Genomic DNA, 25,972 nt, shown 5'->3' on the forward strand with positions numbered 1-25,972 from the left:
TGAAAAATATGAGTTATCATCTACTATTGGGGTAGGCAAAAATGACACTCACACCTCGAAAAGGCAAAATTCATGAGAAAACTCACCCTTGGGCTAATGGCTGTTGGTACCGTAGCATGCTTGGCAGAGAACACCTTTGCACAAAAATGGGCCGATCTAAAAATGACTATCGTGCTCACTGGCAAAGCACCCTCGGCAGACGACCTGAAGGTAACCGATCCAGGTTGCGGCGTGCAGACCGTTAAATCCGAAACCATGGTCGTCAATCCAGCGAATGGCGGTCTCGCGAACGTCGTCTTCACTCTCGACACGCGAAAAACAAAGCTTAAAGAGTCGGACATTCATCCCGATCTACTAGCCCTTCCAGCAGACAAGCCTGTTTTGGACAACGTAAAGTGCGTGTTTGTGCCCCACGTGATGACGATCCGAGCCGGACAAACCTTGGAAGTCAAGAATTCTGACACTGTGTCGCACAACGCGAAGATGGCCTTTTTTGAGAATAAAGAAGTAAACCCCGTCATTCCTGCTAACTCAAGCGTGGAGATCAAGACGGAACTCGAAGAGCGAGCACCGACGCCTGTGGAGTGCAATGTTCACCCATGGATGAAGGCCTGGGTCTTTGTAACTTCCCATCCTTACACCGGAATCAGCGATGAGAATGGTGTGATTACGATTTCCAACCTGCCTGCTGGCACCCCCCTAGATTTCAGAATTTGGCACGAAAACCAAGACAAATCGATTCAGGATGTGACCGTAGCTGGCAAGAAAGAAAATTGGGCCAGAGGGGTTACAACCCTTACGCTAAAAGAAGGCATGAACGACCTTGGTAAAGTCGAAATCGATGTGAGCCGATTCCGTAAGTAAATCATTGGTCGCAACCCTTCACACCAGCCCGGGCGCTGCATCGCAGGCGTTGCCTGACGAAACGGCGGAAGCTTAGGTTGGCTGGGAGAATTTTCGATTAAGACAAGCTTTCCGTCCGAAAGCATCAGTTCCGGGTGGCACGCCCTAAAACAAGCCCTTCGAATAGTCAGGTTCGAAGACTCAGGGACGTGCCACACGATAATCACGTTAACAAGCGATCGATTTCATTGGTCACACACTAAGCCTGGTGTTATCCAGCCGGGTGTCATCGATCGAGCTTGTCAGACCACCGATCGGCGAAAGACTTTGCGTTGATAGACGGTTCGCTTTCTTGAGATATCTCGAGCGCTTGTTCGAGGATGGTTGGTATCAGGTCGTAAGAATCCGCCAACGCCGCGCGTTGGACCAGTGGCCAGGTGAGCTTTGCCAGTTCCGGATGCTCCTTGGACCATGCATCCCAAAATGTGCCGCTGGAAGTTGTACAGGTAAGTGCATCGATAAGAATTTTTGGCGAGCGAACCTCACTGCGAAAACCCTCAGTGACGGTCACCACATCCCAGCGTTCGCCAGGAAGACGCTGAACATGCTGCAGAACAGCGGATGAGACGGGGAGTGATTGCGGACTTAGGATGGTTGCGGAGACGATTTTGTTGATCCGCGGGACACGGCGGTAGTAGAAAGTGCGGTACTGGAATGTTTGCGGACAGAACTCCTCTCCAGAAACCGCTTGTCCAGACAAGAACCAGAGCAGCGTCACGGAAGTGATGATCACGACCCCAATGCCGACTCCGACAAGAATCACGACGGAATTCCAATTCGTTTGGGGCACTGGTTGGGTAATGATGGGTTTTGAGGAGAGTTGAGATGCGTGGGACATTTCCTGAGCCTGAGACCTGGAGTTGCACAAAAACGTGCTGGTGTAGCCGTTAATAACGGTGTGCAGCACCGACTATATACTAACAGATCCACTTTCTTCGCATCGTTTCTTTTTACGAACTCGGAGGTTTCGGAGCCAGCAGTGTCGCTTGCGAGTGTCGTACGGTAGAATTTCCGTCGGATTGGTCGATTCGATCATTTGCTCCAGGGAGGGTACCGAAATGTCGGAAAAGATGGAAATTCGGTGTAATCATTTGCAAAGAGTTCTGGCCACAGGCTTGGTTACACCGCATCGGACGCTTGCAGCCAATCGGTTCGATCTTGGTTTCCTTCGTGGGACGTCAGGGGAGGAACGTCTGCGTCAGTCGAGAAGAAAAAGCAGATTTCGGTCCTTGGGGGACGAAGAGGATCAGTTCGGGAATCGGCTGCCAGAACAACTTGGTAAACAGGAGCTTGTCGAGGCTATTTTGTTTGTTTCCCGAGAGCCGATCTCGGCCAGGAAGCTTGCAACATTAGCAGAACTTGACGACCCAACAGAGGCGCGAACGATCGCGCGACGGTTAAACGATCTTTATGATTCGGAGCAATACGCGTTTCGGATTGAAGAGGTGGCTGGCGGGATGCAGATTTTGACCCGGCCCCAGTTTGCTCCATGGTTGAGGCGATTGGAGCTGGTTCCTGGCGAGACGGTGCTCAGTGCCAGCATGCTGGAAACGTTGGCCATTATCGCTTATCGCCAGCCGGTTCCGAGGGTTGAAATTGAGGCTATCCGCGGCGTTGGGTCGGATGAAGCTCTGCGACAATTGATGCAACGCAATTTAGTTAGAATAGAAGGCCGCTCCGAGGACCTTGGCAGAGCTTATTTATACGGTACAACCAAACGATTCTTGCAGTTGTTCGGACTACAATCTCTTGATTTTTTGCCGAGAGCCCAGAAGATTCGGGAGGCCGAAGCCGAAATTGCATCGAGAATTTCCGTTCAGCCAGAAATGTCGACTTCCGAAAAAGGGGTGGACGCAGAGCCGGGGCTGGAAATAGGGTTGAGCGAAGATGGGAATTAGGGAAGAAAAATTTGGCTTCTAGGATCAAATTTCCCTTCCACCCCTCCGTGTTCAACACTAGATTGCCCGTTAAGATACACCGTAAGTATTGATCGACCTCACGTTCAAAGGAAATAAAGGAGTCCACCAGTGAAGATGACGTTAACGGCAAAAAAGTTGAAACCGCGTAGCAACTCTGAGCGGTTACTTTGGAGCGATGCCCTCGTGGTACCAGACGCTCAACCGCTAGTCATGACTGACGATGATGATGACGACTTCGAAGATGACGAGGACGAAGAAGACGATTTTGAGGACGAAGAAGAATTCGATGATGATGTAGAGGACGACTTCGAAGACGAGGACGAGGACGAAGAGGAAGAGGACCTCGACGAAGAAGAACTCGAGGAGGATGAATGGGAGGAAGTCGACGACGAAGAGGACGAAGAGGAAGGTGAGGACGAGGAGGAAGGCGAGGACGAGGAGGAAGAAGAATGGGATGACGAAGAGGATGAAGATTGGGACGACGACGATTTCGACGACGACGACGAAGATGATGATGACGACGAAGACGAGGAGTGGGATTAGTCTCGTTTCGTAGAGGCATCAGAAGAGCCACGGGCCTTGCGACCATTCGCGAGGCTCTTTCCTTTATGCGACAATACTCCGATGCCAAATGTAATCTGCTTTCTTTTGTCGTATGCCGCCCTCTTTATTATGGAGCTGATCCGGGGACGATTCCGGAGCGGGGCGATAGGCTCGTGGCTAACGTGGATTCTTTTGGTGGGGGCCACTGCCTCGGTTTTCACGCATTCGCTGTACCTTCTTGATCGACTATTCTTAGCATTAGCAAATGAAGAAAGCCCGCTGTATTTGTCGTGGCACGACTGGGGGACGTTGAGTTCTTGGCTTCTCGCAGTATCGTATTATTCGATGTTGCTCCGGCGCCCCGACAACAGAATTGGGGTGTTCGTTATTCCTTTGTTGCTTTTGCTGGTAGCAGGCACATTCCTTCTTCCCTCGGATGTCGGGATTCGAAACAGTTCCGCCTCAGGCTGGAGGTTAGCTCATGGTGTCGGAATGACCTTGGGAACCATGCTGATCGCTTTAGGCATGGCATCAGCCATCATGTACCTGATTCAATCGAACTGGTTGAGAAGCACGAAACCTCGGCGGTTCAAGCTGCAACTACCTCCGCTTGAGTATCTGGAGTCCTTGGGGCGAAGATGCCTTCTGGGGAGCGCCGGCTCTATCGGTTTCGGCATGGTATCCGGCGTCATCATGAACATCGTGAAGGATGGCCAGGTCGAGTGGCTCGACAGGGGAATCCTCTTTTCCGGTGGTCTTTTCTTGTGGTTGCTGGTCGCTTCGGTCATCCAGTGGCAGTTTTCTCGTCGTGGTCGAGGTCGGTCCACTGCGGCGATGAACATCATTTCATTCGTTGTGGTGGTAGCTGCGGTTGCTTTGGTTTTGAGCACTCCGCACGGAAGCAATACCGCAGAGCCTAGATCGATCGAGAACGCGGAAAAGGGGTCTCGATGAAGATCCGGATGATCGGGTGCAGTCACCACAACACGCCGGTAGAAGTGCGAGAAAAGTTCTCATTTACCGACGCACAAGGCGAAGCCGCCCTGAACTTGCTCAAAGATCGGTATGCGGACTGTGAAAGTGTTTTGCTCAGCACATGCAATCGTGTGGAGCTTTACGTAGGGACTGCTACCACCGATGCACAGATTCCCGAACGAGAGGATTTGATATCGTTTCTAGCTGATTTTCATCAGCTATCCGCATCGAATTATGAAAGTTATTTTTCGTCTCACCATGACTCTAATGCCCTAGCGCATTTGTTCACAGTCGCTAGCAGTATCGACTCGCTAATCGTGGGGGAGTCTCAGATTGCTTCCCAGGTGCATACCGCTTACGAACGAGCCGTGCAGCTAGGTTTTGCCGGGCCTGTGATGCACGCCGCATTTCAACATGCCAACCAAGTCGCCAAGCGGGTAACCAATGAGACGGAGATTCATCGTCGCCGCATTAGCGTCCCCAGCGTTGCCGTTAGCGAGATTGCCACGGAGCTTTTTGAGCGATTCGATGACAAGCAGATCCTCTTGATCGGAAGTGGTGAAATGGGGCGGGAGTCCCTCGTATACCTTATGGATGCGGGGGCTAAGCTCGTCACGATTGTCAATCGATCGGTGGATAATGCTACCTTACTGGCTCAGGATTTTGGAGTCGGAACCGGCCGCTGGGAGGATCTCGATGCTGCGATTGCCGAAGCGGATTTGATCGTTAGCACCACGGGCGCCACCGAGCCGATCATCACCGAAGAGCGTTTTCGAAAGATCATGCAATCTCGACAGAAGGGAGATTTGTTAATTCTCGATCTGGCGGTGCCACGTGATTTTGAAGCTTCCATCGGACGCTTGCCCGATGTTTTTTTAAAGACGGTCGACGATCTGCAGGCCGTTTGTGACCAAAACCGAAGCTTTCGAGAACAGCAATTGCCCCGAGCACGTCGCATCATCGCGGAAGAAGTCGAAAGGATCACGGCCGACTGGCAGCTGAGGGCATCCGGTGAAACGATCCGGGCTCTTCGCAGCCGCGCCCTTGAGATACGGGACTCAGAGCTAGCTAGGCTACTAGGCAAGGGGAGCATGCAAGGGCTTTCCGAGGAAATGGAACGCGAGATCACTCACGCCTTCGATCGCCTGGTGAACAAACTCTTGCATCAACCGCTCCAGTCGATCCGGGAAGTGGCCCAAGCGGACCAGCGAGACTCCCTCATTTCGGCTGTCAGGCGGCTGTTTCAGATCAGGTAAATGCCCTGAGCTAGTCCTTTTCTGTTTGCCGACTGACTCTCTCAATGTTCGCGTTGCAAGCCCGCTGCTGTGGTAAATTTGCAAATTCCGAGTACAGTTTTATGGGCGGAATATGCTCGCAGTCTGGTCACCGTGTCCAAGATTTTGAATAAGCATGCGAACTATAAGAACGTACAAAACCATGATCAACGCGGATACCACATGCGACTTTGGGTGAAGCTATTAGCCACGATTGGCATTCTGGGCGTTATCGGCGGCGTCAGCTATCAACCCATGGCCAACTACCTCAAACAGAGGAACATGCCCCAATGGGAGACGGCCAAGGTTACTCGTGGCGATGCAAAGCGCTTTATCACTTCGACGGGCAAGATTGAACCTGTCCTGAAGGTCTCCATCGGTGCATTTGTTTCCGGCCCGATCGTGAAAATCAATGTGGATTTCAATGATGAGGTGAAAAAAGATGACTTGCTAGCGGTGGTCGACCCCTTGCTATATCAGGCGGCAGTAGACCGGGATCAAGCCACGCTGAGCACAAGAAAAGCCGAGTTGTTACGCGTTAAGGCCCAGTTGTTGTTGTCAAAAAACAACCTGCAGCGAGGTGAAAAGCTCAGGCTGAAAAACGAAAAGTATCTATCCGATCGAGAGATGGATAGTCTACAGGCTGAGTATGCCGCCCAGGAGGCACTTTTAGAGGTAGCGAAGGCTTCGATTGAGCAAGCCCAAGCGCAGTTAGATAACTCACTGACTAACTTGGAGTACTGCAATATTCGCTCTCCTGTGGATGGCGTTGTCCTCGAAAGGATGATCGATCCTGGCCAAACTCTGGCGTCTCAGTTTCAAACTCCTGTGCTCTTTACGGTAGCCCCCGATCTAAGGAAAAAACTGAACGTTTTTGCTACAGTGGATGAAACCGACATTGGTTTGATTCGGCAAGCCTATGAAAAGCAATTGCCGGTCACTTTTACAGTAGATGCTTACCCTGAGGAAACGTTCAAGGGACTCATTGAACAGATTCGATTCAGTGCGACCGAAACGCAAAGTGTTATCACTTACCCGGTCGTGGTTACGACTGCGAACCCCGACATGAAACTTCTCCCCAGTATGACCGCTCAGCTGTCATTCGAGGTGGATTCGGTTTCCGATGTTCTCAAAGTGCCTAACGCTGCACTTAGATACTACCCCGATAACATTCGGCTGGTCCGGGAAGAAGACCGGAAGCTGCTCGACGGTTCGCAATGGAATCGAGCTGGCGAAGAAGAGAAAGATACAACGAAAGAGACAGAATTAGATCAAGCCAAGAAGAACAAGCGGCATGTCTGGGTGTTCAAAGATGATCAGCTTCAAGCGATCGAGATTGAGATTGGCTTTGCAGAGAGTCGTTATACGGTGGTGACAGCCGGTGAGCTAGAACCCGGCATGGAACTGATTGTTGGCAAAAAGTAGTAGTTGGGAAAAAGTAGAATTGGTGCTTCGCAGTCGATGGAACGGATGAATTAACATGTCCATTTGGGATACCTTTCGCGTTTCCTTTCGCGCGTTGCTCAAAAACAAAATGCGGGCGAGCCTAACCGTCTTGGGGGTTGTGATCGGAATCGCGGCCGTCACGACGATGGTCTCCATCGGGCAAAGTGCATCGGCACTGGTGCAAAATCAATTCATGGCTCTCGGAACCAACGTGATTGTGGTGTTTCCCGAGGCACCCCGTCGAGGGGGCGTGCGGCAGGCACTCTCTGTCACATTAACTTCAGCGGACAGTCGTGAGATCTCAGTTCAGTGCGACGCCGTAATGGCTGCGTCCCCTGTGGTGGGGACTGCTGGGCAGCTAATTTACGGCAATACGAATTGGAGTCCTAATGAGATCTCGGGCGTTGGTGCAGAGTATTTGACCGTTCGGAATTGGCCAATCTATGCGGGGGAGTTTTTCACCGACGAGGATATCAAATCGGGCGCGAAAGTCTGCGTGCTCGGGCATACCGTGGTGACCAAGCTATTTCAAACCGGTAATCCGATCGGGGAGGTGATCCGAATTCGGAACATTCCGTTTCGCATAATCGGTGTCCTTGAAAAGAAGGGGGTTGATATGGTGGGCAACGACAAAGATAACATCGTGTTGATGCCCTACACGACGGTTCGAAAACGATTGCAAGGCTCGAATTTTGACAACGTCAACGCGATACTAGTTTCCGCTATTACTCCTGACCGAATGAAGCAAGCTACCAAGCAAGTCGAGGATTTGCTCTACGAACGACACGCCATCAAGCCAGGACAAGCAGCAGATTTCCGAGTCCAAGATACCACCGAGATTGCACAATCTCTGGGTATCATCACAGGTGTGCTGACGCTGATGCTTTCCGCTATCGCGGGAATTTCCCTTCTGGTGGGCGGAGTTGGCATCATGAATATCATGCTGGTTTCTGTTACAGAACGCACCAAGGAGATTGGCATACGGATGGCTGTGGGAGCGAGCGGTGGCGATATCCTGCGTCAGTTTCTGGTCGAAGCCATCGTGCTCAGTCTGATCGGAGGCTTTATCGGCGTTACACTTGGTACGATGGCCTCCGTTGGTGCAACGCTGCTTATCAACCATTTAAATCCGGGGCAAGACTGGCCGATCATCATCTCCATTCCCGCTGCATTAGTAGCTTTGGCGTTTGCGGCCTGTGTGGGAATCTTTTTCGGATTCTATCCTGCTCGCCGAGCTAGCAAAATGGACCCCATCGATGCCCTGAGGTACGAGTAGCATGGCATTGATCGAGCTAAGAGATGTTCGCCGGAGCTACGACCTAGGAGAGCACACCGTTCATGCTTTGCAGAGTGTGACCCTCAACATCGAGCGTGGCGAGTACGTCGCATTGATCGGCCCCAGCGGTTCGGGTAAGTCGACTCTGATGAATACCCTAGGTTGTTTAGATAGGCCGACGTCTGGCAGCTACCTCCTCGATGGAGAGGAGATCGTGACCATGACGCGGGACCAGCGTGCCCGAATTAGAAACCGACAATTGGGTTTCGTTTTCCAAAACTTTAATCTGCTGAATCGAACCACGGCCGTAGAAAACGTCGAATTGCCTCTCATGTATCGGCCTGGAATGACCACTCGAGAGCGGCGAAAAATTGCTATCGAAGTCCTGCAGAAAGTTGGATTAGGCGAACGATTGTATCACCATTCGAGTCAACTCTCCGGTGGGCAACAACAGCGGGTAGCTATTGCGAGAGCCTTGGCAACCAGCCCCTCGATCCTGATGGGAGACGAACCTACCGGCAACTTGGACTCCAAAACGAGTCGAGAAGTGATCGCCATGTTCCGAGAGCTCAACGAGAAACAAGGGCTCACGGTAATCTTGGTCACGCATGATCCGGCGGTGGCCAGGAATGCACGTCGTATGATAGTCCTTCGCGACGGCAGCGTCGTGCAGGATACGAGCGACTTCGATAAAGCTATGTCAGCGCTAAACCAAGAAGCCTATTAGACGAGCGGCATAAATAAATCTACCGTAGTGGGATTAGCCAGAATTCCTTGAACGGGTATTTACCCTCCCAGCGAAGCGACCGGGAGGGTCGGCAATCGAGCCTTAAGCGAGATTGCCGGGGGAGGGCGGGGCGCCGTCGATGTCGGTCCGACGGTGCATCGCACCCCTCCCCAGCCACGCTTTCGCGGGCTGACCCTCCCCAAACTTTTGGGGAGGGTGAAGTCGGTGGCGATCACCGAGAATTGTCCAATAATGGCGTAATTGCACGAGCAATACGGTAGGGATCCAACAAGCTAACCGCCCATTAGCCTAGCCGGGCATCCCTCTCTCCCGGCCCGTTATATATCGCTTTATGTGTCCCGGTAGGTAAGACTCGGGTGTGACCGGCTCATCGTTGCTTAGTCGGTAGTGAGTCGCGATTTGCTAGCACAAGATATTGTGGCATCATTTCCGGCGACAACCAATTGGTTTCGTTTTCAGTATTGAGAGAGATAATAAGGGTAACGGCGAGCTTTTTCGTCGGTTCTCAATCACGGAGTCAAATCATGAACGAATCGTTGGATTTCCAGAATGTAGATTGTATTGTCGCACAGCTTAAAGAGCTGGCTAACACAGCTTTTCGTACGGGGCAAGCGATCGACCAAACGGAGCTTGATTTACACAAGCGACTAATGGCTCTCGGACATGCATTGATTGGAACAATCATCGAGCAAGCAGGCCAGGGAGATGTTGGACCTACCATCGAGAAGAAAGGGCGAGTCTATAATCGAATGCCCAAACGGACTCGGAGGTATCGCTCCATCTTTGGCGATTTCAGAATCGAACGCTACGTCTATGGAACAACACCCGATCAAGCGATCCAAGCCATTCCTTTGGACGAGCATTTAGGGCTCCCGCAGAATGATTATTCCTTGGTCTTCGAGTCGTGGGTCGGAACTCATGCGACCGAATCTTCCTTCCATAAAGCGGTTGGGTTACTGGAACGAATCACGTCACTCCACGTCCCAGTCGACAGCGCCGAACGGATCGGAAGCCGATTGGGAAAATCAGCGGCCTTGGTACTCGATAATCCGCCATCGATCGATCGAGCTACCGAGGCAGAACTCTTGGTCCAAACCAGTGACAACAAAGGCATCCCGATGGTACGCAAGCAAACGGAAAAAACACCTGTGGGTGCTTCTGTCGAACGCATGGGCCCCAAGCCGGGGCAGAAACAAATGGCGTGCATGGCCGGAGTGTATACCGTAGATCGCGATGTTCGAACGGCTACAGAAATCATTGATGCTTTATTCCATGAGCCTGAGTCAGGCGAGACAAGTAGATCAGAAGCTAAGCCGAAGAATCCTCGGTACTTTGGGGCGTTGACCAAGCATGATTCTAACGGAAACGTGATCGGTAAGTCCGCTGAAGAGCAAGCTCAGCAATGGCTAACTGCCAATACGCTCCGACGCCACCGAGAGGGTCAAGAGATTTTGGTTATGCACGACGGGCAACCATCACTTTGGAACTTAGCGCATGAGTACCAGGAGGGATGGAACACGATTGAAATACTGGACCTGATGCATGTACTTCCGCGAATCTGGGCAGCCGCGAAGATCATCCAACCAGATTCGCAAAGCTCGTATGTTCGCGAACAGCTGCTGCTACTGCTTAAGGGAACCGAAGGTCTAATGATCATAGGAATCAAGACTGCGATGAGACGCAAGGGCATAAAAAAAGCACAACGCGAAGAGCTTGGCAAGATCGTGAAGTATTTGGAAAACAACCGCTCACGAATCAAGTACGGTGAGTATTTGGCAAAAGGCTATCCGATATGCACTGGGTATATTGAAGGAGCCTGTCGGCATGTGCCCAAGGATCGAATGGAAAAGAGTGGGATGAGATGGAAGGAAAAAGGAGCCCAGACCATGCTGAACCTTCGCTGCATCGAAGCGAGTGAGCTTTGGGATGTCTTAGCCACAACGCACCGAACGGTAAACCTCTCGATCTACGGTAAGAAACGAGTGAACTATAGCGATCAGTTCTTGGCAATGGCGTCGTAACTAACAGAACAACCGGTCACACCCGTAAGACTCATCCTTGCTTGGTTAGTGATTAAAGAGGAACTCTTTGCTGTTGAGCACTCCCCACACCAAGTCTTCATACGCTTCTCGCAGTTGCTCTAGCCTTTGCGTAATGTACTCTGTCGCGGTCGCCAATTCATCCTGCCCTGGTAGACGTGCATAAGCGAGCTTGTACAGTTCCATTACATTATCCGTCGTTGCAGTTTGGAATACTTCTTCGCTGGGCTTGCTATCAGCATGCTTTGCGACCCAAGCGGAAATGCGACCACTGGGATCCGAAAGCTTCTCGTTAATCTCTTTCGAGTTCATGAGGTGTAAACTCTGGGCTAAGTTTGACTCGGTTGTTCTCTCACACTCACATGAGGTCGCCGATTCAGGACGACCGAAGACCGTCAAAAAGTAGGATGCAAATGAAGTGCTCGGCAGCTCCATCGCTCTGGTACCAACCGGTAGTCCATCGAACCGAGAATGGATCCCCAACACATCATCAATGGAATCTAATAGTAACTCCGCATTGAGTCGCTTGGGATAATAGCGGGAGTAGCAAGTGGTGTCATGCAAATTCTCCGAATTGCCTTCTTCACTCAACTGGTAGGTCTGCGACAAGCAAATCTCCTTGACAAGCTTCTTCAGGTCAAAACCTGACTCAATCAGAATCTTGGCCAACGCATCCAGTAACTCTGGATTGGAAGGTGGATTGGTGATTCGCATATCGTCTTCAGGCTCGACCAAACCACGACCTAGAAAGTGTTTCCAGTAGCGATTGGCAATGGATTTGGCGAAATAAGGGTTTTCTGGTGCAACCATCCAGTCCACCAACTCGATCCTTGGATCACGAGATGGTTTGGGGCTTACAGCGTCCGCGTCCAAGCCGGCAGGCTTAAGGGGTGCACCCGTTTTTGGATGCCTCGAACTTGGCGTGTTAACTTGGGCGACGAAGCGTGGCTCCTGAGGTTTACCGCTATCGCGTCGCTCGACGGTGGTTAAAAAGGCTGCCATGTGATAGTAGTCTTGCTGCCCCCATTTCTCATAAGGATGGTGATGGCAACGCGCACATTGCAATCTCTGCCCCAAGAATAGTTGAGATAAATCCTCGATTCTCGAGTCGGTATTGTCTACTTGGCGAAACCAAGTAACAGCCGGGTCGAGCTCGATTTGCCCAGACGCGGTCAGCAGCTCGCGAACCCACTGATCAAAGGGTTTGTTGTCGCGAAAGCTGGTCACGAGCCAATCATGAAACACAAAAGAAGCATACTTGCTCTCCGTTGAAGTATGGCGGTTACGGAGAACAGCGGACCATTTGTTCGCAAAATGATGAGCATAGGAATCTGTGCTGAGCAAGTAATCGACGATCTGCTCGCGCGTCATGGTGCTGCTTGCTTGAACCTCTTCGCGGGTAGGCAGCCTGCCTGCAATGTCCAAGGTCACTCGCCGGAGAAACGTCGCATCATCACATGGATTCGATGGGGGGATGCCAAGTGTTTTCAGTTTGCCGAAAACGGCTGCATCGATTGGGCTCGAGCTCTCCGGCCAAACGACATTCAAAGTACCAAGCGGTATGCTGGCGCGAAAAACGGCCACAGTTCCTTGATAGCGAGCCATGACGGAAACTTCTCCCGCGCGGTCCCGCAGCGTGACCAACCCCGCTGGCGTCACATCGGCCATATCCAGATTGTTCGATTCGTACTGAACGGTCCGGGTGATATCCTCTTTTTGACCATCCACATAAGTAGCGATCACGGTCAACTGCTGGCTGCTATTTCGCTCGAGCATACGCGATTCAGGGAAAACGGCGATGCTCGCTACTTTGCGATGGTTCTCGTCGCCGTATGGCATCCCTTGTCCAATCCAACGCTTCATGAGTCGGTAATCATGGGAGTCGACCTCCATCCGCTGACCACCACCGTGAGGCACCGTCCCAACCGATTTTTGGAGCAGCAAACTCGAATCGGGAGCGGGTGGGAACAAACGCCGACCACGCGACTCTAGGACCAGATGTTCATAATCTTCTCGCGGCTCAAATCCGAGCAAGGAAAGACGAAATCCGTTTTGCCCCGATAGCTTGCCATGACAACCTCCCCCGTTGCAGCCATACTTTGTAAAGAGTGGTACGATTTGGTTCGGAAAGTTGACCAGCGGCTCTTGGTCCGGCAAATCCACTTCTAGAGAGGCACTCGCGATCGGTTGACCATCGACCAATGCTACAATCTTGCCGCTACCTGCTTCTCGTGGGGTGACCAGCCCGGAGGCATCGATTTCTACTAGTCCCTCTGGCTCACTTCGATAGGTGACGTCGCGGGTGATGTCGTGTTTGACACCAGTATCCGAACCGCCGGCAGCCTGCCTGGTAACTTGCAGTTGTATCCTTGCGTCGCGATCAACGATTCTCACCTCTGCGGGATGTAATTCCACTGGCAATAGATTTCGTTCCTCCTCTGCTGGAACGGATTGGACTGCAAATGGTGCGATAAGCATTGCTGCCAAGCAAAACGCAATGCGACCAGGTCGGATTGTCCGGGAAAGGGGGGATTTAGCCATGCTGGGGATTGGATGTTGCATAAAATTCTCGGCTAATTTTCGGTTTAGATCAATTCTTTAATTGGCTCATGCTCGACCAAGAATTGAGGACGCCCGGTTGGATCTGCGATCGTGGTTGCGGAAACGTTGATCCCCAAGTTGTGATACAGCGTGGCAACGATCTCTTGCATGTGAACAGGCCGGAGAGCTGCGTATTCGCCCAAACGGTTGGTTGCACCGATCGCTTGTCCAGTTCGCATGCCTCCACCAGCCAAGTAAGCACAACTAACTTGCGCCCAGTGGTCGCGACCGGCATCGTTGTTGATCTTAGGAGTTCGCCCAAATTCGCCCCATACGACAATAGTGACGTCGTCCAACATGCCACGAACCTCCAAATCATCGATCAAGGCGCTGACGCACTGATCCAGCTTGCTGCCGTGGTCTCTCACCAAATCAAAATTTTGGCCGTGGGAGTCCCACCGACCATAGCTCAAGCTCACCACCCGAACGCCCGCCTCAATTAGCCGTCTTGCCAACAGTAGATGGTCGTTACAAGTCGGTGCGCCGTCGTATTGGTACTTGTAAGGCTTTCCATCGCCATAGCGTTCCACAATCTTGGGATCTTCTTTGGAAAGGTCGAGGGCGTCAAGCAATTTGCTGCTGGTGAGCACATCGAGAGCACGCTGCTCAAAAGCGTCCATCCCGCTCATGATGCCGGATGTGTCGATATCGCGACGCATTTTGTCGAGGCTAGCCAGGAGTTGGCGTCGATCTTTGAGGCGGCTCATCGGAATGCTGTTCAGCTTCATATTGTCCATGCCAGGACCATCTGGTTTAAAGGCCGAGTAAGCGGCACCCAAGAAGCCCGCGTCACCAGAATGGGACCAAGGGACGTGTGAGGTTTTGGCTGCGAGTCCAACAAACGGAGGCACAGCAGGATCGACTGGCCCATGCAGTTTGGAGAGGGCAGATCCGATAGACGGGCGACCGCCCAAAGCCCGGAGGTCGTCCGGAAACCATCCACTCATGCACTGATCCGCTTCATGTCGATCTTTGCAACCGACCACCGAGCGGATTACAACCGCTTTGTCCATCCTCGCGGCGAGTTGTGGGAAGACTTCGCAAATCTGGATGCCTGGTACATTGGTTGATATGGGACGGAATTCGCCTCGAATCTCTGAGGGGGCTTCCGTTTTGATTTCCCACATGTCTTGGTGGGGAGGCCCACCACCTAGAAAAATATTGATGAGACCTTTATGGGATTTCGGTTTCCGGATCGAATCCGGCTTGGACAGGGCATCCTCGGCCCTGAGGAGGTCCGCCAAGCCTAGGCTCCCCATGCCGAAGCCCAACGAACCGATAGAAAGGAAATCCCGTCGCGTAAGACCACCACACAACTGGTTTGAACCACCCAGAAAATTTAACATGGTTTGATATCCTTTGGAGGGAAAGTTTGGTGGGGACCGTCTCGGGGGCGTGCAGATACGCGCGAAAGGTCGACGGTGAAACCTTTTTCGCCACTATTCCTATATTATCCGATTTTGGGGCGTTTGGGGGCAAGACAAAGACGGGTTTTGGCCAGACTTTTTTTCTTATCTTCCGCCCCGACAGCGTCCGACACGAGAAAATCTACCGGACGGTGCAGTTGTGCTGAGTGTATAGCGACAGTTATACCCCCCCATTTTTAGGAGTCCAATTCTAATTGTCGCCGAACAGTTGGATTCGATCAACGGAGGAATCCCCATGCGGTTTCGGAGTCTAGTGACTGTACCTGGGGTGCAGCCCAATTCGGCTGCCAAACGAGTATCCGGGACTTTGCCCAATCTTCGCTTTTGAGCCTCGGTCAGACGGGGGAAATGGTACATAGCTGGATTCGTCAATGAAGATCACATCTAAATCTTTCTCGATTTGCATTGCCACACTTTGGGCACGCGGTGCAACGTTTAGTTTCGCCAAAAATCAAGTATGTAAGGTACCAATTCCGGTTCGCGAGTATGCTCAGCTAACCAAACCGTTGCGTCGACATAGTTCGAGATAGACTCGACCGCCCCATCCAGCTTACACACATTAACAAGCGTTGGATGTCGACTACGGGAGGTGGCGATAAAGTTGGCTTGATTGGCTGTCATCGTACAAGGCATCTTCTCTTTTTCTAACCATTCACGACCGAACTCTATGAGCAGTCGATCACACGAGTGAATCGCGTCACCAATTGTTCGAGCATTAGGTCCACCCGGGTGAGCCGCTGTAACACTCGCTCCGATTGAACCAAGCGACCAAACACCACGCGGATCGACGGGAGAAAGTCCGATTCGAACCTCCTCGACGGCGATCAAGTTCGATGTTCCATTCGCGATTTCTGCTAAACGTATGAATTCGTTAAAACCACCAATGCCACTCCCACGAATTCGACTTGCAGCGCCCATAATATCAGGTGAATCCGATTGAAAACCAGCTAGACAATTGGGGTGGTGCCGGAAACAAGGTGTGTTTACGCCCATATTCATGGAATAGTTTCCTCGTTCATACTTTTGTCCTGATAGACCAGAAACAAGCCCACGGTCATAGGGCCCAGTATACGTATCGCTAGGGCACAGAAACGATGGAACACGAGTCTCTCGGACCAGCCGATTCGAAGCATGGCTCAAGCTCAATCTCGGATCGAATGAGTTAGCCAAAGGTAGTTGATCGAGATAGGATAGAATTGCGACCAGCCAATTGCCTTGCAATCGATCGAGACTTATGGAATTCGGCGATAGGCGGCCTCGTAAGCGTTGATCGCAATGCCTATGTGCTTCAGATTGTTTTGGCATTGAATTCTTCTCGCAGCTTCTCTGGCTGACTGAACCGCAGGAACGAGCAATACAACGAGAAGTGAAATACATGCGATAACCACAAGTAGTTCTATAACCGTAAAGCCACGATGCTCTCTACCACGAAACTGACTAAGCCCTACAATCCAATTGAAGTAATCACGCATTCTTCAGCCTTAGCCCTTTTTCGAACTTGACCACTAGGATCGATTTCGACAAACCCAAACTGATAGAATCGTTGAGGTTATTACAAAAAAACAACTCCCAACTTTGAGCCCCATCCCACAACTCGTCTTTATGGATCATTTCCCCAGCCCCTATATACGTTGATACTTCCTCCACTTAATCCAGGAAGCGAAACACACCGCGCATGTAATCGCCAGAGCAAGGTACAGCCAACTTCTGCTATTCTCAAATCGCGGCTCACTTAGTCCATAGTAACTTAATTTGAATATCGCATCGTCCGGTCTAGAATCTTTCACGAAAATTGTCCACTTGTTGGTAGCCCGAGCGCCTTTTGAATCGACATCGCTTTGAACTACCGATACAGCTAGAGGGAATCCGTCGCTTAGCAACTCCAGGGTGTTTTGACACCGAAGATCATGTCGCACTTTATCTTTACCCTCAATAGTCTTGGTCTCAAACTCAACAATTCCCCAAGATTTGCTCGGATCACAAACAAAAAACGATGGCTCGACAATAACAGGGTAATCCCCTTGCCAATTGTATTCGTATTGAAAATCGACACGAACCAGTCCCTGATCTTGTTTCTCAATGCCGATGAGTCGAAAGTCCTGATTATTGATGAGATCTCGAAGGGGCATGCTGAACAACGTAACCCCGGAATGGATCGCTTGAAGCGGCTCGCTTAATTTCTTTTGATCCTGCAGGATCTTCTGGCCAGCTTCCGTCCCAAGCGACTCAATCGCGACCAAAGCGAACTTTCCCTTTTTCTCCGTTAGGCCAAACAAGTAGCGGTCGTTTACGATTCGAAGAGTCGCGGAATTGCCGGACTTAGAAAGCTCCTTCAGCCGGAGCTTCGATCCGGCAATTTCCACTTCGTATCGTGCAGAATGCTGCGATGTCGAACTTCGCGAGGCAACCCCAAAGGATGCAGCTACATCAATAGATACCATCAGCTCGCCGGTAAACGCTATTGGCATTCGACCGACCGCTCTCCTGAACTCATTCTCTAAAGCTAGGTCTGTAAAGGATGGTGATGCAGGCGTGGGTGAGAGCCAAAAAACCAACAGCAACAACAGCGTTAGAAGTAACTTGAACCTGAGTGTCATGATAGTGCTACAGCTAATCGTGAATAGTAGAAGTGGATTCAATGAACAGAGCGAGAGCAACGAAGAGCGGAATCTACCATTTTCTCGGGGGGGACCTTAAGCTGGGCCACCGCACCCAATAATAGCAAACGACAACTGATAGGTACTTAGAGTTTCCCGCGAAATCGCGTACCACTTTTAGTGCCAGCCTTCCGCCATTCGCATCTCTGCCCCAGCTTAATATCGAGGCGTTTTTATATTACCACCGAGTGTAGCCTCTGACCGCTTCCACTCAGAAATCGACGTACTTTTGCTATAATCGCTGGAAACTTAGCCCGTACGCGGCCTTGTACAGGCTAAGCCTTTACATGCTTCTGTACCTCAAGATCTTCGAGAGCACCGATCTTCATTGGCATCTCATTCTGCAACTGCAAGCAACCACACGTCGACTGAACTCCCATTATCTCGATCGCCGATAAACCTGCATTTCGAACACGAAAACGAATGGGAAGTCGGCTTGACTTCTGAACCGCTCCTAAGTCAAAATTTTCCAGCGTCAAAAAGACGCGCTGCCCACCCAGATACCGCCTCGAGTTTTCGCAGCTACCCGAAAACACGTAACCAATACAGAGGGAAAAACTCGCGACAATTATAAACACCGATGCACACGCAACAAGATTACGCTTTTTCACGTTGACTATGCTTCTATTAGAGAAAACACCAACTGACAGCGAGTCGCTCATGCTCCACCTCCTGCATTGGTAGGAGCAGAGGTAGAACGGTTGGTGTGAAATATTAAAAAGGTGACGGACTTCTTGGCTCCACCCACGTATTGAACATTGACAATCACTCCCAAATTCTGCGGTCGAAATGCTTCACCCCCTGAGGTGTGCGCCTCTTTCCGAAAATCAAGTCTCAAAACACGCTCTGCGGAATGGAGAGATTTCTGCACTTCACAAACACTGGGAACGACACAATCGCACGACGATGAAAGACTTGTAATTTCTCCTACGGAATCCAACCCTAAATCGGCTAGCGGAAAAGCGACATAGCTGGCTTCGTCGATGAAGATTACGCCAAGATCTCTCTCGTGTTGCTTAGTCGCATTTTCAGAAACTCGAGCTAAGGTTTCCTTTCCTGAATCGGGAACACTTGCCGTGCTGGGTTGGCAAGCAGAGAAGAAACCGAGCAAGACGATCCATCCTGCTAGGAACCCGCTAGCCATGACCGGCGGTGAGCGGTGAGCGGTGAGCGGTTTTCAACATTTGGCGTGTTCTCCATTGCAGGCTGTCAATGTGGGTTTAAGTCCCGATAGATGCCACTAGAGCAGATTCCAAAACCCGTGTCAAGAAAAATCCAGAAAAAATCCATTCGGGGGGGAGGGGCGGTTTTAAGCGGGGGGCATGATCAACTAGTTCGGTGCAGTCGTTTGTTCTGTCTGCGTAAACAACTGGTTGAACCGATCGCGAATCCCGCAGGCTCGTCCTGCGGTTCGTTAGGTTTCTCGCTAAACCCGTGATCGCCCCAATCCGCCATCGAATCCCGCCGACTCGAGCGGCGGATTGTTAGGCTTCCGTATGGCTTGGCAAATCCGGCTAATCGAACCGGAATCGTAACGATCTCCTAGGTAAACCAGGAGCATTCTTGGAGTGTGTGGGGAAGCCGTTATGTGTAGCGAGAAACGTAAGCTTCACCTGGGCAAGCCAGGTGCATTCGTCAGATGCCATCCCAGTAGGCCTCCTGCGCAGTGTGCAACAAATCGTTTAACCGCATGCCCATCGGGCCGCGCTGGAGCGTTCTAACCCGGATCTGAGTGCGCTGTTCAGATGGCGATCCACTGTGAACGCTACTATGGGCTGCCCCTGGGAGCATCAACGCAGGGCGATGCCCGTTCGGTTAAACGAGGAAGCCGCAGGGCGTCGCCCGTGCGGTTAATCAACAGGCCCAGAGATCGCGTGGCGTCTAGCAGAATTGGTTAGCATCTTGTGCGTAAAATCAGGTATAATAAGAGGTCCCGAGTCCCACCCTTTATTTCCCCACCATGCGATCAACCTCATACATTTCGCCCCCCACTTTCGGGTTGGCTTTGTTAATTGGCTTTTTGTTGTTCGGCGAAAATGCCCTTGGACAGATTCGTTTCAACGAGTCGATCCGGCCCATTCTCTCCGACAAGTGCTTTTTTTGTCACGGCCCCGATGCCGCCAACCGGCAAGCCGATCTGCGACTAGATGATCGTGAGGACGCCATTTCCCACGGAGCGATCATCCCTGGAAACCTCGAAGACAGCCAGATTCTGGCTCGCATCCATTCGGACGATCCGGATCTTCAAATGCCTCCTCCTTACTCGAAGCTGCCTAAGCTTACCCAGGCGGAGATCGAGCTTTTGGAACAATGGATTCGCGAGGATGCTCCCTATCAAAAGCATTGGGCGTTCGAGTCTCTCGATTGGGAACGTCTAGCAACCTTTTCAGCAACCGGTCCATCTCAAGCTTCAAGCTCAACGTCAGAGTCCCCTAACTCCCCGATCGATTCGTTTGTTCGTTCTGCACTTGAGGTCCGAGGCTTGCAACTGCAACCCTCTGCCGATCGAAGAACCTTGGCGCGGCGGGCTGCGTTTGATGTCACGGGCCTACCACCCGATCCTGGTTTGTTGAATGAATATCTAAACGCTCCCGATGAGCGGCAAGCTTACGAAAAATACCTCGACAAACTTTTGGCTTCCCCACACTTCGGCGAAAAGATGGCGGTCGATTGGCTCGATATCGCTAGATATGCAGACAGCTTTGGCTTCCAAGTGGATCGCGATAGACCTATGTGGCAATGGCGGGACTGGGTGATCCGCAGCTTCAACGAAAACAAACCCTTTGACCAATTCATTGTCGAACAGATCGCGGGGGACATGCTGCCCGGTGCGACCAAGGATCAAATTCTGGCGACCGCCTTCAATCGCTTGCATCAACAAGAAAGCGAAGGGGGCTCGGTGGAGGAAGAGTATCGAGTCGAATACGTCGCCGACCGTGTGCAAACCTATGCCACCGCATTCCTGGGGCTGACCTTTGAATGTGCACGTTGCCATGATCACAAATACGATCCGATCTCCCAAAAGGAGTATTACGGTCTGTTCGCCATGTTTCAAAACATTGATGAAGCCGGATTGTACTCCTACTTCACCGACTCACCTCCAACACCAGCCATGCCACTCTCGAGCGACGAGCAAGACAAAAAGCTCGACGAGCTGGCCGGTTCGGCAAGACAAGCTTGGGAATCGCTGAAATCCCATCAGAAATCACTGACATCTCAACCAGAAGCTTTGTCAGTAGATGCGTTCGAGCAATGGCTCGCCTCCGAACGCCCCCCGATGGCTCATTTTGACTTTGATACGCTGGAAGATCGCAAGCTTATAAATCTAATCGCCGCTGATAAGCCAGCGACAGTCGACGGCGAAAACGCACTTGCCCCTGGCAAGTGCGGTATGGCGATCCAATTCACCGGGGACGACGCGGTCAAAACCACCCTCGGCAATTTTCAACGTGAGGAACCGTTTAGCATCTCGCTATGGCTCAAGACACCCGATGTCAAAGAAAGAGCTGTTGTCTTTCATCGCTCCCGAGCTTGGACCGATGCCGCGAGTCGCGGTTACGAACTTTTGATCGAAGACGGCAAACTAAAGTGGAGCTTGATTCACTTCTGGCCAGGAAACGCTATCTCCATCAAGACCGCCGTCGACGTGCCTGTCGATGCGTGGACTCATGTCGCAGTCACGTATGACGGGAGTAGCCAAGCCAAGGGGCTCCAGATTTTTGTGAATGGCACACTGGCCGCTACGACCATTGAGAAAGATAATCTTACCAAGACGATCGCTGGCGGCGGTTACGATCATATCGATTTGGGAGAACGCTTTCGGGATAAAGGTTTCAAGAATGGACTTATCGACGAATTCCGCGTCTATCCCTTCACACTGACAACTTGGGAAGCTCTCCAACAAGCTGATCCAGCATCGGCCAAGACTTGGTTGACGAGAGCTTCTCAGGATAGCGATCTTTTTGAACGATGGATTGCACCGATTCTGGCCCAGACCGATAAGGCTACGCAATCGCTGGCTGCTGAGCTCAAAATCGCACGAAAGCAGATGTATAGCCACCAAGACTCCTTGTCCGAGATCATGGTTATGCGAGAGCTACCAACTCCCAAACCAGCGTATGTACTCGTTCGCGGCGAATACAATCAGCGTGCCGACGAAGTCTCAGCGATGACTCCTAAGGTTTTGCCACCTTTGGCAGAGGGGCTTCCCAACAACCGGCTAGGGTTAGCCTATTGGACTGTATCTCGCGATCATCCTCTCACAGCTCGCGTGACGGTGAATCGAATCTGGCAAAGCATTTTCGGAATTGGGCTAGTCAAGACGTCGGAGGATTTTGGCAGCCAAGGCTCGTTGCCCCTATATCAAAATGTGCTTGATGTCCTCTCCGCACGGTTTATCGCTTCAGGCTGGGACACGAAGGGTTTAGTGAAAACGATTCTCAGCAGCGATGTCTATCGACAAAGAAGCGTCTCTGATCGTCAAGATGTTATGGCTGACGATCCCGATAACGAATGGCTCGCGCGGGGTCCTCGGATTAGGCTTGGAGCAGAAATGATTCGGGATAATGTGCTGGCATCTGCTGGGCTGATCGATCTGTCATTGGGCGGTCCACCGGTAAACCCCTACGAATTGTCGGAATCGTTTAAGCCCGCAGGACCTTCGGGCGGAAACGGGGTATACCGTCGCAGCTTGTACACCAATTGGCGACGCACTGGCCCGCCGCCAGCCATGATCGCTTTTGATGCCCCAAGAAGAGCGGTTTGTACACCCAAACGGGAGCGAACTGAAACAGCTTTGCAGTCCTTGATTCTTCTCAATGGTGTGCAGTATGTCGAGGCAGCACGTGCCCTTGCCGCCCGAGCTTACACTGTTAGTCCCGATGATGAACGAAAGCAAATCGAAACCATTTTCGAGGCTTGCTTGGGACGATTACCCTTTGACCGTGAAGTCGAGATTTGTGTGCAATTGCTCAACGAACAACGTGAAATATTCCAGGCCACTCCGGAAAGAGTCAAAGAGTTTTTGAGTGTGGGACGATTTGTAGCAGATCCGTCCGTACCCCCAGAAACGCTGGCTGCATTGACGGTATTGTGCCAAACCGTTTTCAATCATGACTCTTGCATCATGAAGCGATAAGAGGAACATTAGCCATGGATTACCAAGATTTGAAACGTGCCAACCAATGGCGTTCTCGGCGTTCGTTTCTAGGCCATACTGGATTGGGGCTCGGCTCTTTGGCGTTAGGTACGATGCTGCAACAAGATAGCCGGGCAGACGATCTTCAGATAGACAGCCAAGGCGGAAGTCTATCTCGCTATCACCATCCTCCCAAGGCGAAGCGGATCATCTATTTGTTCATGTCAGGTGGTCCATCCCATCTGGATTTGTTCGACTACAAACCCAAACTCAACGAGCTCCACGGCCAACAGTTGCCCGATTCCGTACGGGGTGGACAGCGACTTACCGGAATGTCTGGCAACCAGTCGTCGATTCCTTTGGTGGGTAGCCCTTTCAAATTCGAACAGAACAAAAACTCGGGGGCTTGGTTCTGTGAGCATCTGCCTCATACTGCGTCGATTGCAGAGGATCTGTGCATGGTCAATTCCATGTACACCGAAGCCATCAATCACGGACCAGGGGTAACATTTTTCCAAACGGGAACGCAGATCGCGGGCCGACCAAGTATCGGATCTTGGCTGAGCTACGGGCTTGGGCAGGAGAATCAGAACTTGCCAGCTTTTGTGGTCATGGTCACCAAGGACAAAGGGGGCCAGCCGCTGGGGGCACACTTATGGGGCAGCGGTTTTCTGCCGAGCAAGCATCAAGGTATTCTTTTGCGTGCAGCCAAGGATCCAGTGCTTTACCTCAGCAATCCATCCGGGATCGATGCTAGCGGGCGGCGAATGATGTTGGATCGTCTTCGAGATCTACACGAGTTACAAATGGCCGAGCAAGGAGAACTCTCCATTCAAAACCGCATCGATCAGTATGAAATGGCGTTTTCGATGCAATCCAGTATTCCGGAGGTGTCAGACCTGTCGTCGGAGCCCGAGGAGGTTCTCGCTAGCTACGGTCCCGACGTCAAGACGCCTGGTACGTTCGCTGCGAATTGCTTGATGGCTCGTCGGTTGGCGGAGCGTGGGGTTCGGTTTATTCAGCTCTATCACCAGGATTGGGATCATCACGGCGGTTTGCCAGGTGGCCTGCCCGGTTTGTGCCGGGAGACCGATCAACCTAGTGCGGCTTTGGTTAAGGACCTTAAGCGGCTCGGTTTGCTAGACGATACGCTCGTGATTTGGGGTGGTGAGTTTGGCCGCACGAATTACTGCCAAGGAAAAATCCAACCCAATTTCGGCAGGGACCATCACCCACGATGTTTTAGCATGTGGTTTGCTGGAGGCGGAATCAAACCGGGTATCACTTACGGAGCAACCGATGAGCTTGGATATAACGTTGCCGAGAATCCGGTCCACATTCACGACATGCAAGCCACCTTAATGCATTTGTTAGGCATTGATCACGAGCAATTGACTTACAAATTTCAAGGACGCCGGTATCGGCTCACCGATGTACATGGCCATGTCGTCAAGGAGATCTTGGCCTAAGCACAAAGCGAACTGTAGATGAGTAATTTTCCGATTGCTTCGGATTCTTTCATGCTGCGAGGCGGATCCCCACGTAAAAATCCCTATCGTGATGGTTTAACGACGACCTTAACTTAGTATGCCGTGCAACACTTCACCATGCACGTCGGTCAATCGAAAATCTCGTCCACCGTATCGGTACGTCAGCCGTTCGTGATCGATCCCTAGCTGGTGCAACACTGTCGCCCACATATCATAGACTGTGCAGCGATTCTCGATCGCATAGTAGCCCAACTCATCCGTCTGACCGTAAATCGAACCACCTTTTACTCCACCACCTGCAAACCAAACCGAAAAGCCGTAGGGATTGTGGTCGCGACCATGTGTTCCTTGCGAAAACGGTGTTCGTCCGAATTCACCAGCCCAGACAATGAGTGTCTCATCTAGCAACCCTCGTTGCTTCAGGTCCTGAATCAGAGCGCTGATTGGCTGGTCAACTTGGGCTGCCATCGCAGCATGCCCCTTTTCTAGATCGCTATGTTGATCCCAAGGATTAGGTCCGTTGCCGGCACCAATACCACGTGTGAGGCAGCTTAGCTCGATGAAACGCACCCCGCACTCGACAAGCCTTCTCGCCATAAGGCATTGTTTGGCATAAGCGGACTTTTCAACATCAGTCGAGTCGACACCGTATAAAGCCAACGTACTGGCGGATTCCCCTGACAGATCGCAGAGATCAGGAACGGCAGTTTGCATACGAAAAGCTGTTTCATAATTCTGTACTGCTGCCTCGATCTGGGGATCAAACTGGCTTGCGAGTAATCTTTTATCGAGTTGTTTGACCAGTTCCAATTGCCTCCTCTGTGCATCCCTATTTTTTGAGGGCTTGATGTTACGGACCGCTTCGACTTGATCCGCTTGAATGATCGATCCTTGACGATGAGCGGGTAGGAAGCCCGAGCTGAACAGACTAATGCCTCCGTGCGGTGCCACTGCCGATCCGCTTTGCAACACAACATAAGCTGGCAGATCTGCATTCTCCGAACCGAGGCCATAAGCCGCCCAAGCTCCCGCGCTGGGGTAGCCCATAATCGGGAATCCTGTATGCATGAAGAAGTTCGCTTGCGCGTGCTCATTAAAAGGTGCTGTCATCGAGCGGATCAACGCAAGTTCGTCCGCGACTTTGGCGATTTCCGGGAACATGCTGCTGATGGGCATGCCACACTGGCCAGCAGGAGTGAACCGAAAGGGACTCCCCATGATGTTACCATTGTTGTTGAACATGGTTCGCTCGATCTTCACAGGCATCGGTTTTCCATGATCCCTCGTCAGCAGTGGCTTGGGATCAAAGGAATCAATGGCCGAAACGCCGCCCGACATGAAACAGAAGATTACATGCTTGGCCTTCGCGGGCCTATGCGTCTTTGGCAAAGCAGCATCCCCGGGCAAGGTACGATCTGCAGCGGCTCCATCACTGGCTAGCAGGGCCGTCAATGCTGCTGCTCCGAACCCCATGGATGCTCGTTCGAGTGCTTGCCTTCGCGACCAAAATCCATTCGGTAATCTGTTGTTCATGCTT

18 protein-coding genes and 1 pseudogene are annotated in these 25,972 nt (G+C 51.6%); 11 read left to right on the forward strand and 8 right to left on the reverse strand.

Annotated features, from left to right (window positions below):
- The first annotated feature begins 72 nt into the window (after window positions 1–72).
- Window positions 73–864: a cupredoxin domain-containing protein gene (locus SH449x_RS05820; protein WP_482380383.1), complete on the forward strand. Its 792-nt coding sequence runs from the start codon at window positions 73–75 to the stop codon at window positions 862–864.
- A gap of 265 nt (window positions 865–1,129) precedes the next feature.
- Here the strand turns inward: SH449x_RS05820 and SH449x_RS05825 are convergent, their stop codons facing one another.
- Complete coding sequence (locus SH449x_RS05825; RefSeq protein WP_482380384.1) at window positions 1,130–1,741, reverse strand: hypothetical protein; 612 nt, start codon at window positions 1,739–1,741, stop codon at window positions 1,130–1,132.
- A 220-nt stretch (window positions 1,742–1,961) separates the two neighbouring features.
- Between SH449x_RS05825 and scpB the strand changes: the two genes are divergently transcribed.
- The 8 genes from scpB to SH449x_RS05865 all read left to right on the forward strand — a co-directional run bounded on the left by scpB (window position 1,962) and on the right by SH449x_RS05865 (window position 11,105).
- Complete coding sequence (scpB, locus tag SH449x_RS05830) at window positions 1,962–2,801, forward strand: SMC-Scp complex subunit ScpB (protein WP_482380385.1); 840 nt, start codon at window positions 1,962–1,964, stop codon at window positions 2,799–2,801.
- A gap of 231 nt (window positions 2,802–3,032) precedes the next feature.
- Complete coding sequence (locus tag SH449x_RS05835) at window positions 3,033–3,365, forward strand: hypothetical protein (RefSeq protein ID WP_482380386.1); 333 nt, start codon at window positions 3,033–3,035, stop codon at window positions 3,363–3,365.
- 81 nt (window positions 3,366–3,446) lie between these two features.
- Window positions 3,447–4,319: a hypothetical protein gene (locus SH449x_RS05840; RefSeq protein ID WP_482380387.1), complete on the forward strand. Its 873-nt coding sequence runs from the start codon at window positions 3,447–3,449 to the stop codon at window positions 4,317–4,319.
- Window positions 4,316–5,596: a glutamyl-tRNA reductase gene (hemA, locus tag SH449x_RS05845; RefSeq protein WP_482380388.1), complete on the forward strand. Its 1,281-nt coding sequence runs from the start codon at window positions 4,316–4,318 to the stop codon at window positions 5,594–5,596. Before SH449x_RS05840 ends, hemA begins: the two co-directional genes overlap by 4 nt.
- Before the next feature lie 132 nt (window positions 5,597–5,728).
- The gene (locus SH449x_RS05850) at window positions 5,729–7,039 is read left to right on the forward strand and encodes an efflux RND transporter periplasmic adaptor subunit (protein WP_482380389.1); all 1,311 of its coding nucleotides are present in this window, start codon (window positions 5,729–5,731) and stop codon (window positions 7,037–7,039) included.
- Between the two features lie 55 nt (window positions 7,040–7,094).
- Window positions 7,095–8,336 (forward strand): ABC transporter permease, encoded by a 1,242-nt coding sequence (locus SH449x_RS05855; RefSeq protein WP_482380390.1) that lies wholly within the window; start codon window positions 7,095–7,097, stop codon window positions 8,334–8,336.
- A 1-nt stretch (window position 8,337) separates the two neighbouring features.
- Window positions 8,338–9,063 carry an ABC transporter ATP-binding protein gene (locus SH449x_RS05860; protein ID WP_482380391.1) on the forward strand — a complete coding sequence of 242 codons (726 nt, stop codon included), beginning with the start codon at window positions 8,338–8,340 and terminating at the stop codon, window positions 9,061–9,063.
- 545 nt (window positions 9,064–9,608) lie between these two features.
- Window positions 9,609–11,105, forward strand: coding sequence for an ISKra4 family transposase (locus SH449x_RS05865; RefSeq protein WP_482376812.1), 1,497 nt, complete (start codon window positions 9,609–9,611; stop codon window positions 11,103–11,105).
- A gap of 45 nt (window positions 11,106–11,150) precedes the next feature.
- On the opposite strand, the gene SH449x_RS05870 is transcribed toward SH449x_RS05865, so the two are convergent.
- The 6 genes and pseudogenes from SH449x_RS05870 to SH449x_RS05895 all read right to left on the reverse strand — a co-directional run bounded on the left by SH449x_RS05870 (window position 11,151) and on the right by SH449x_RS05895 (window position 18,952).
- A complete protein-coding gene (locus SH449x_RS05870; protein ID WP_482380392.1) occupies window positions 11,151–13,664 on the reverse strand; it encodes a DUF1549 domain-containing protein in 2,514 nt (837 codons plus the stop codon).
- A 44-nt stretch (window positions 13,665–13,708) separates the two neighbouring features.
- Window positions 13,709–15,070: a DUF1501 domain-containing protein gene (locus SH449x_RS05875; RefSeq protein WP_482380393.1), complete on the reverse strand. Its 1,362-nt coding sequence runs from the start codon at window positions 15,068–15,070 to the stop codon at window positions 13,709–13,711.
- Window positions 15,071–15,586: 516 nt separating this feature from the next.
- Window positions 15,587–16,623 (reverse strand): annotated as a pseudogene (locus tag SH449x_RS05880) (DUF1559 family PulG-like putative transporter).
- 150 nt (window positions 16,624–16,773) lie between these two features.
- Window positions 16,774–17,748 carry a hypothetical protein gene (locus tag SH449x_RS05885; protein ID WP_482380394.1) on the reverse strand — a complete coding sequence of 325 codons (975 nt, stop codon included), beginning with the start codon at window positions 17,746–17,748 and terminating at the stop codon, window positions 16,774–16,776.
- A gap of 335 nt (window positions 17,749–18,083) precedes the next feature.
- Entirely contained in the window at window positions 18,084–18,470 is a 387-nt protein-coding gene (locus tag SH449x_RS05890; protein ID WP_482380395.1) for a DUF1573 domain-containing protein, read from the reverse strand.
- On the reverse strand, window positions 18,467–18,952 hold the full coding sequence (locus SH449x_RS05895; protein WP_482380396.1) for a hypothetical protein: 486 nt from the start codon (window positions 18,950–18,952) through the stop codon (window positions 18,467–18,469). Before SH449x_RS05895 ends, SH449x_RS05890 begins: the two co-directional genes overlap by 4 nt.
- Before the next feature lie 816 nt (window positions 18,953–19,768).
- Between SH449x_RS05895 and SH449x_RS05900 the strand changes: the two genes are divergently transcribed.
- Window positions 19,769–22,945 carry a DUF1553 domain-containing protein gene (locus SH449x_RS05900; RefSeq protein ID WP_482380397.1) on the forward strand — a complete coding sequence of 1,059 codons (3,177 nt, stop codon included), beginning with the start codon at window positions 19,769–19,771 and terminating at the stop codon, window positions 22,943–22,945.
- Window positions 22,946–22,959: 14 nt separating this feature from the next.
- Window positions 22,960–24,414, forward strand: coding sequence for a DUF1501 domain-containing protein (locus SH449x_RS05905; protein ID WP_482380398.1), 1,455 nt, complete (start codon window positions 22,960–22,962; stop codon window positions 24,412–24,414).
- 108 nt (window positions 24,415–24,522) lie between these two features.
- On the opposite strand, the gene SH449x_RS05910 is transcribed toward SH449x_RS05905, so the two are convergent.
- Entirely contained in the window at window positions 24,523–25,968 is a 1,446-nt protein-coding gene (locus SH449x_RS05910) for a DUF1501 domain-containing protein (RefSeq protein ID WP_482380399.1), read from the reverse strand.
- Window positions 25,969–25,972 lie beyond the last annotated feature (4 nt).

This window comes from Brakhagea baltica, from assembly GCF_052161605.1.
GTDB lineage: Bacteria > Planctomycetota > Planctomycetia > Pirellulales > Pirellulaceae > JBKCUI01.

Bases quoted from the DNA above. Each gene is read 5' to 3' on its own strand.
- scpB (WP_482380385.1), top strand. From the start codon at position 1,962: ATGTCGGAAAAGATGGAAATTCGGTGTAATCATTTGCAAAGAGTTCTG.
- SH449x_RS05895 (WP_482380396.1), bottom strand. From the start codon at position 18,952: ATGGCTAGCGGGTTCCTAGCAGGATGGATCGTCTTGCTCGGTTTCTTC.
- SH449x_RS05860 (WP_482380391.1), top strand. From the start codon at position 8,338: ATGGCATTGATCGAGCTAAGAGATGTTCGCCGGAGCTACGACCTAGGA.
- SH449x_RS05885 (WP_482380394.1), bottom strand. From the start codon at position 17,748: ATGACACTCAGGTTCAAGTTACTTCTAACGCTGTTGTTGCTGTTGGTT.
- SH449x_RS05820 (WP_482380383.1), top strand. From the start codon at position 73: ATGAGAAAACTCACCCTTGGGCTAATGGCTGTTGGTACCGTAGCATGC.
- SH449x_RS05855 (WP_482380390.1), top strand. From the start codon at position 7,095: ATGTCCATTTGGGATACCTTTCGCGTTTCCTTTCGCGCGTTGCTCAAA.
- SH449x_RS05870 (WP_482380392.1), bottom strand. From the start codon at position 13,664: ATGGCTAAATCCCCCCTTTCCCGGACAATCCGACCTGGTCGCATTGCG.
- SH449x_RS05890 (WP_482380395.1), bottom strand. From the start codon at position 18,470: ATGAGCGACTCGCTGTCAGTTGGTGTTTTCTCTAATAGAAGCATAGTC.
- hemA (WP_482380388.1), top strand. From the start codon at position 4,316: ATGAAGATCCGGATGATCGGGTGCAGTCACCACAACACGCCGGTAGAA.
- SH449x_RS05825 (WP_482380384.1), bottom strand. From the start codon at position 1,741: ATGTCCCACGCATCTCAACTCTCCTCAAAACCCATCATTACCCAACCA.
- SH449x_RS05900 (WP_482380397.1), top strand. From the start codon at position 19,769: ATGCGATCAACCTCATACATTTCGCCCCCCACTTTCGGGTTGGCTTTG.
- SH449x_RS05905 (WP_482380398.1), top strand. From the start codon at position 22,960: ATGGATTACCAAGATTTGAAACGTGCCAACCAATGGCGTTCTCGGCGT.
- SH449x_RS05910 (WP_482380399.1), bottom strand. From the start codon at position 25,968: ATGAACAACAGATTACCGAATGGATTTTGGTCGCGAAGGCAAGCACTC.
- SH449x_RS05835 (WP_482380386.1), top strand. From the start codon at position 3,033: ATGACTGACGATGATGATGACGACTTCGAAGATGACGAGGACGAAGAA.
- SH449x_RS05865 (WP_482376812.1), top strand. From the start codon at position 9,609: ATGAACGAATCGTTGGATTTCCAGAATGTAGATTGTATTGTCGCACAG.
- SH449x_RS05875 (WP_482380393.1), bottom strand. From the start codon at position 15,070: ATGTTAAATTTTCTGGGTGGTTCAAACCAGTTGTGTGGTGGTCTTACG.
- SH449x_RS05840 (WP_482380387.1), top strand. From the start codon at position 3,447: ATGCCAAATGTAATCTGCTTTCTTTTGTCGTATGCCGCCCTCTTTATT.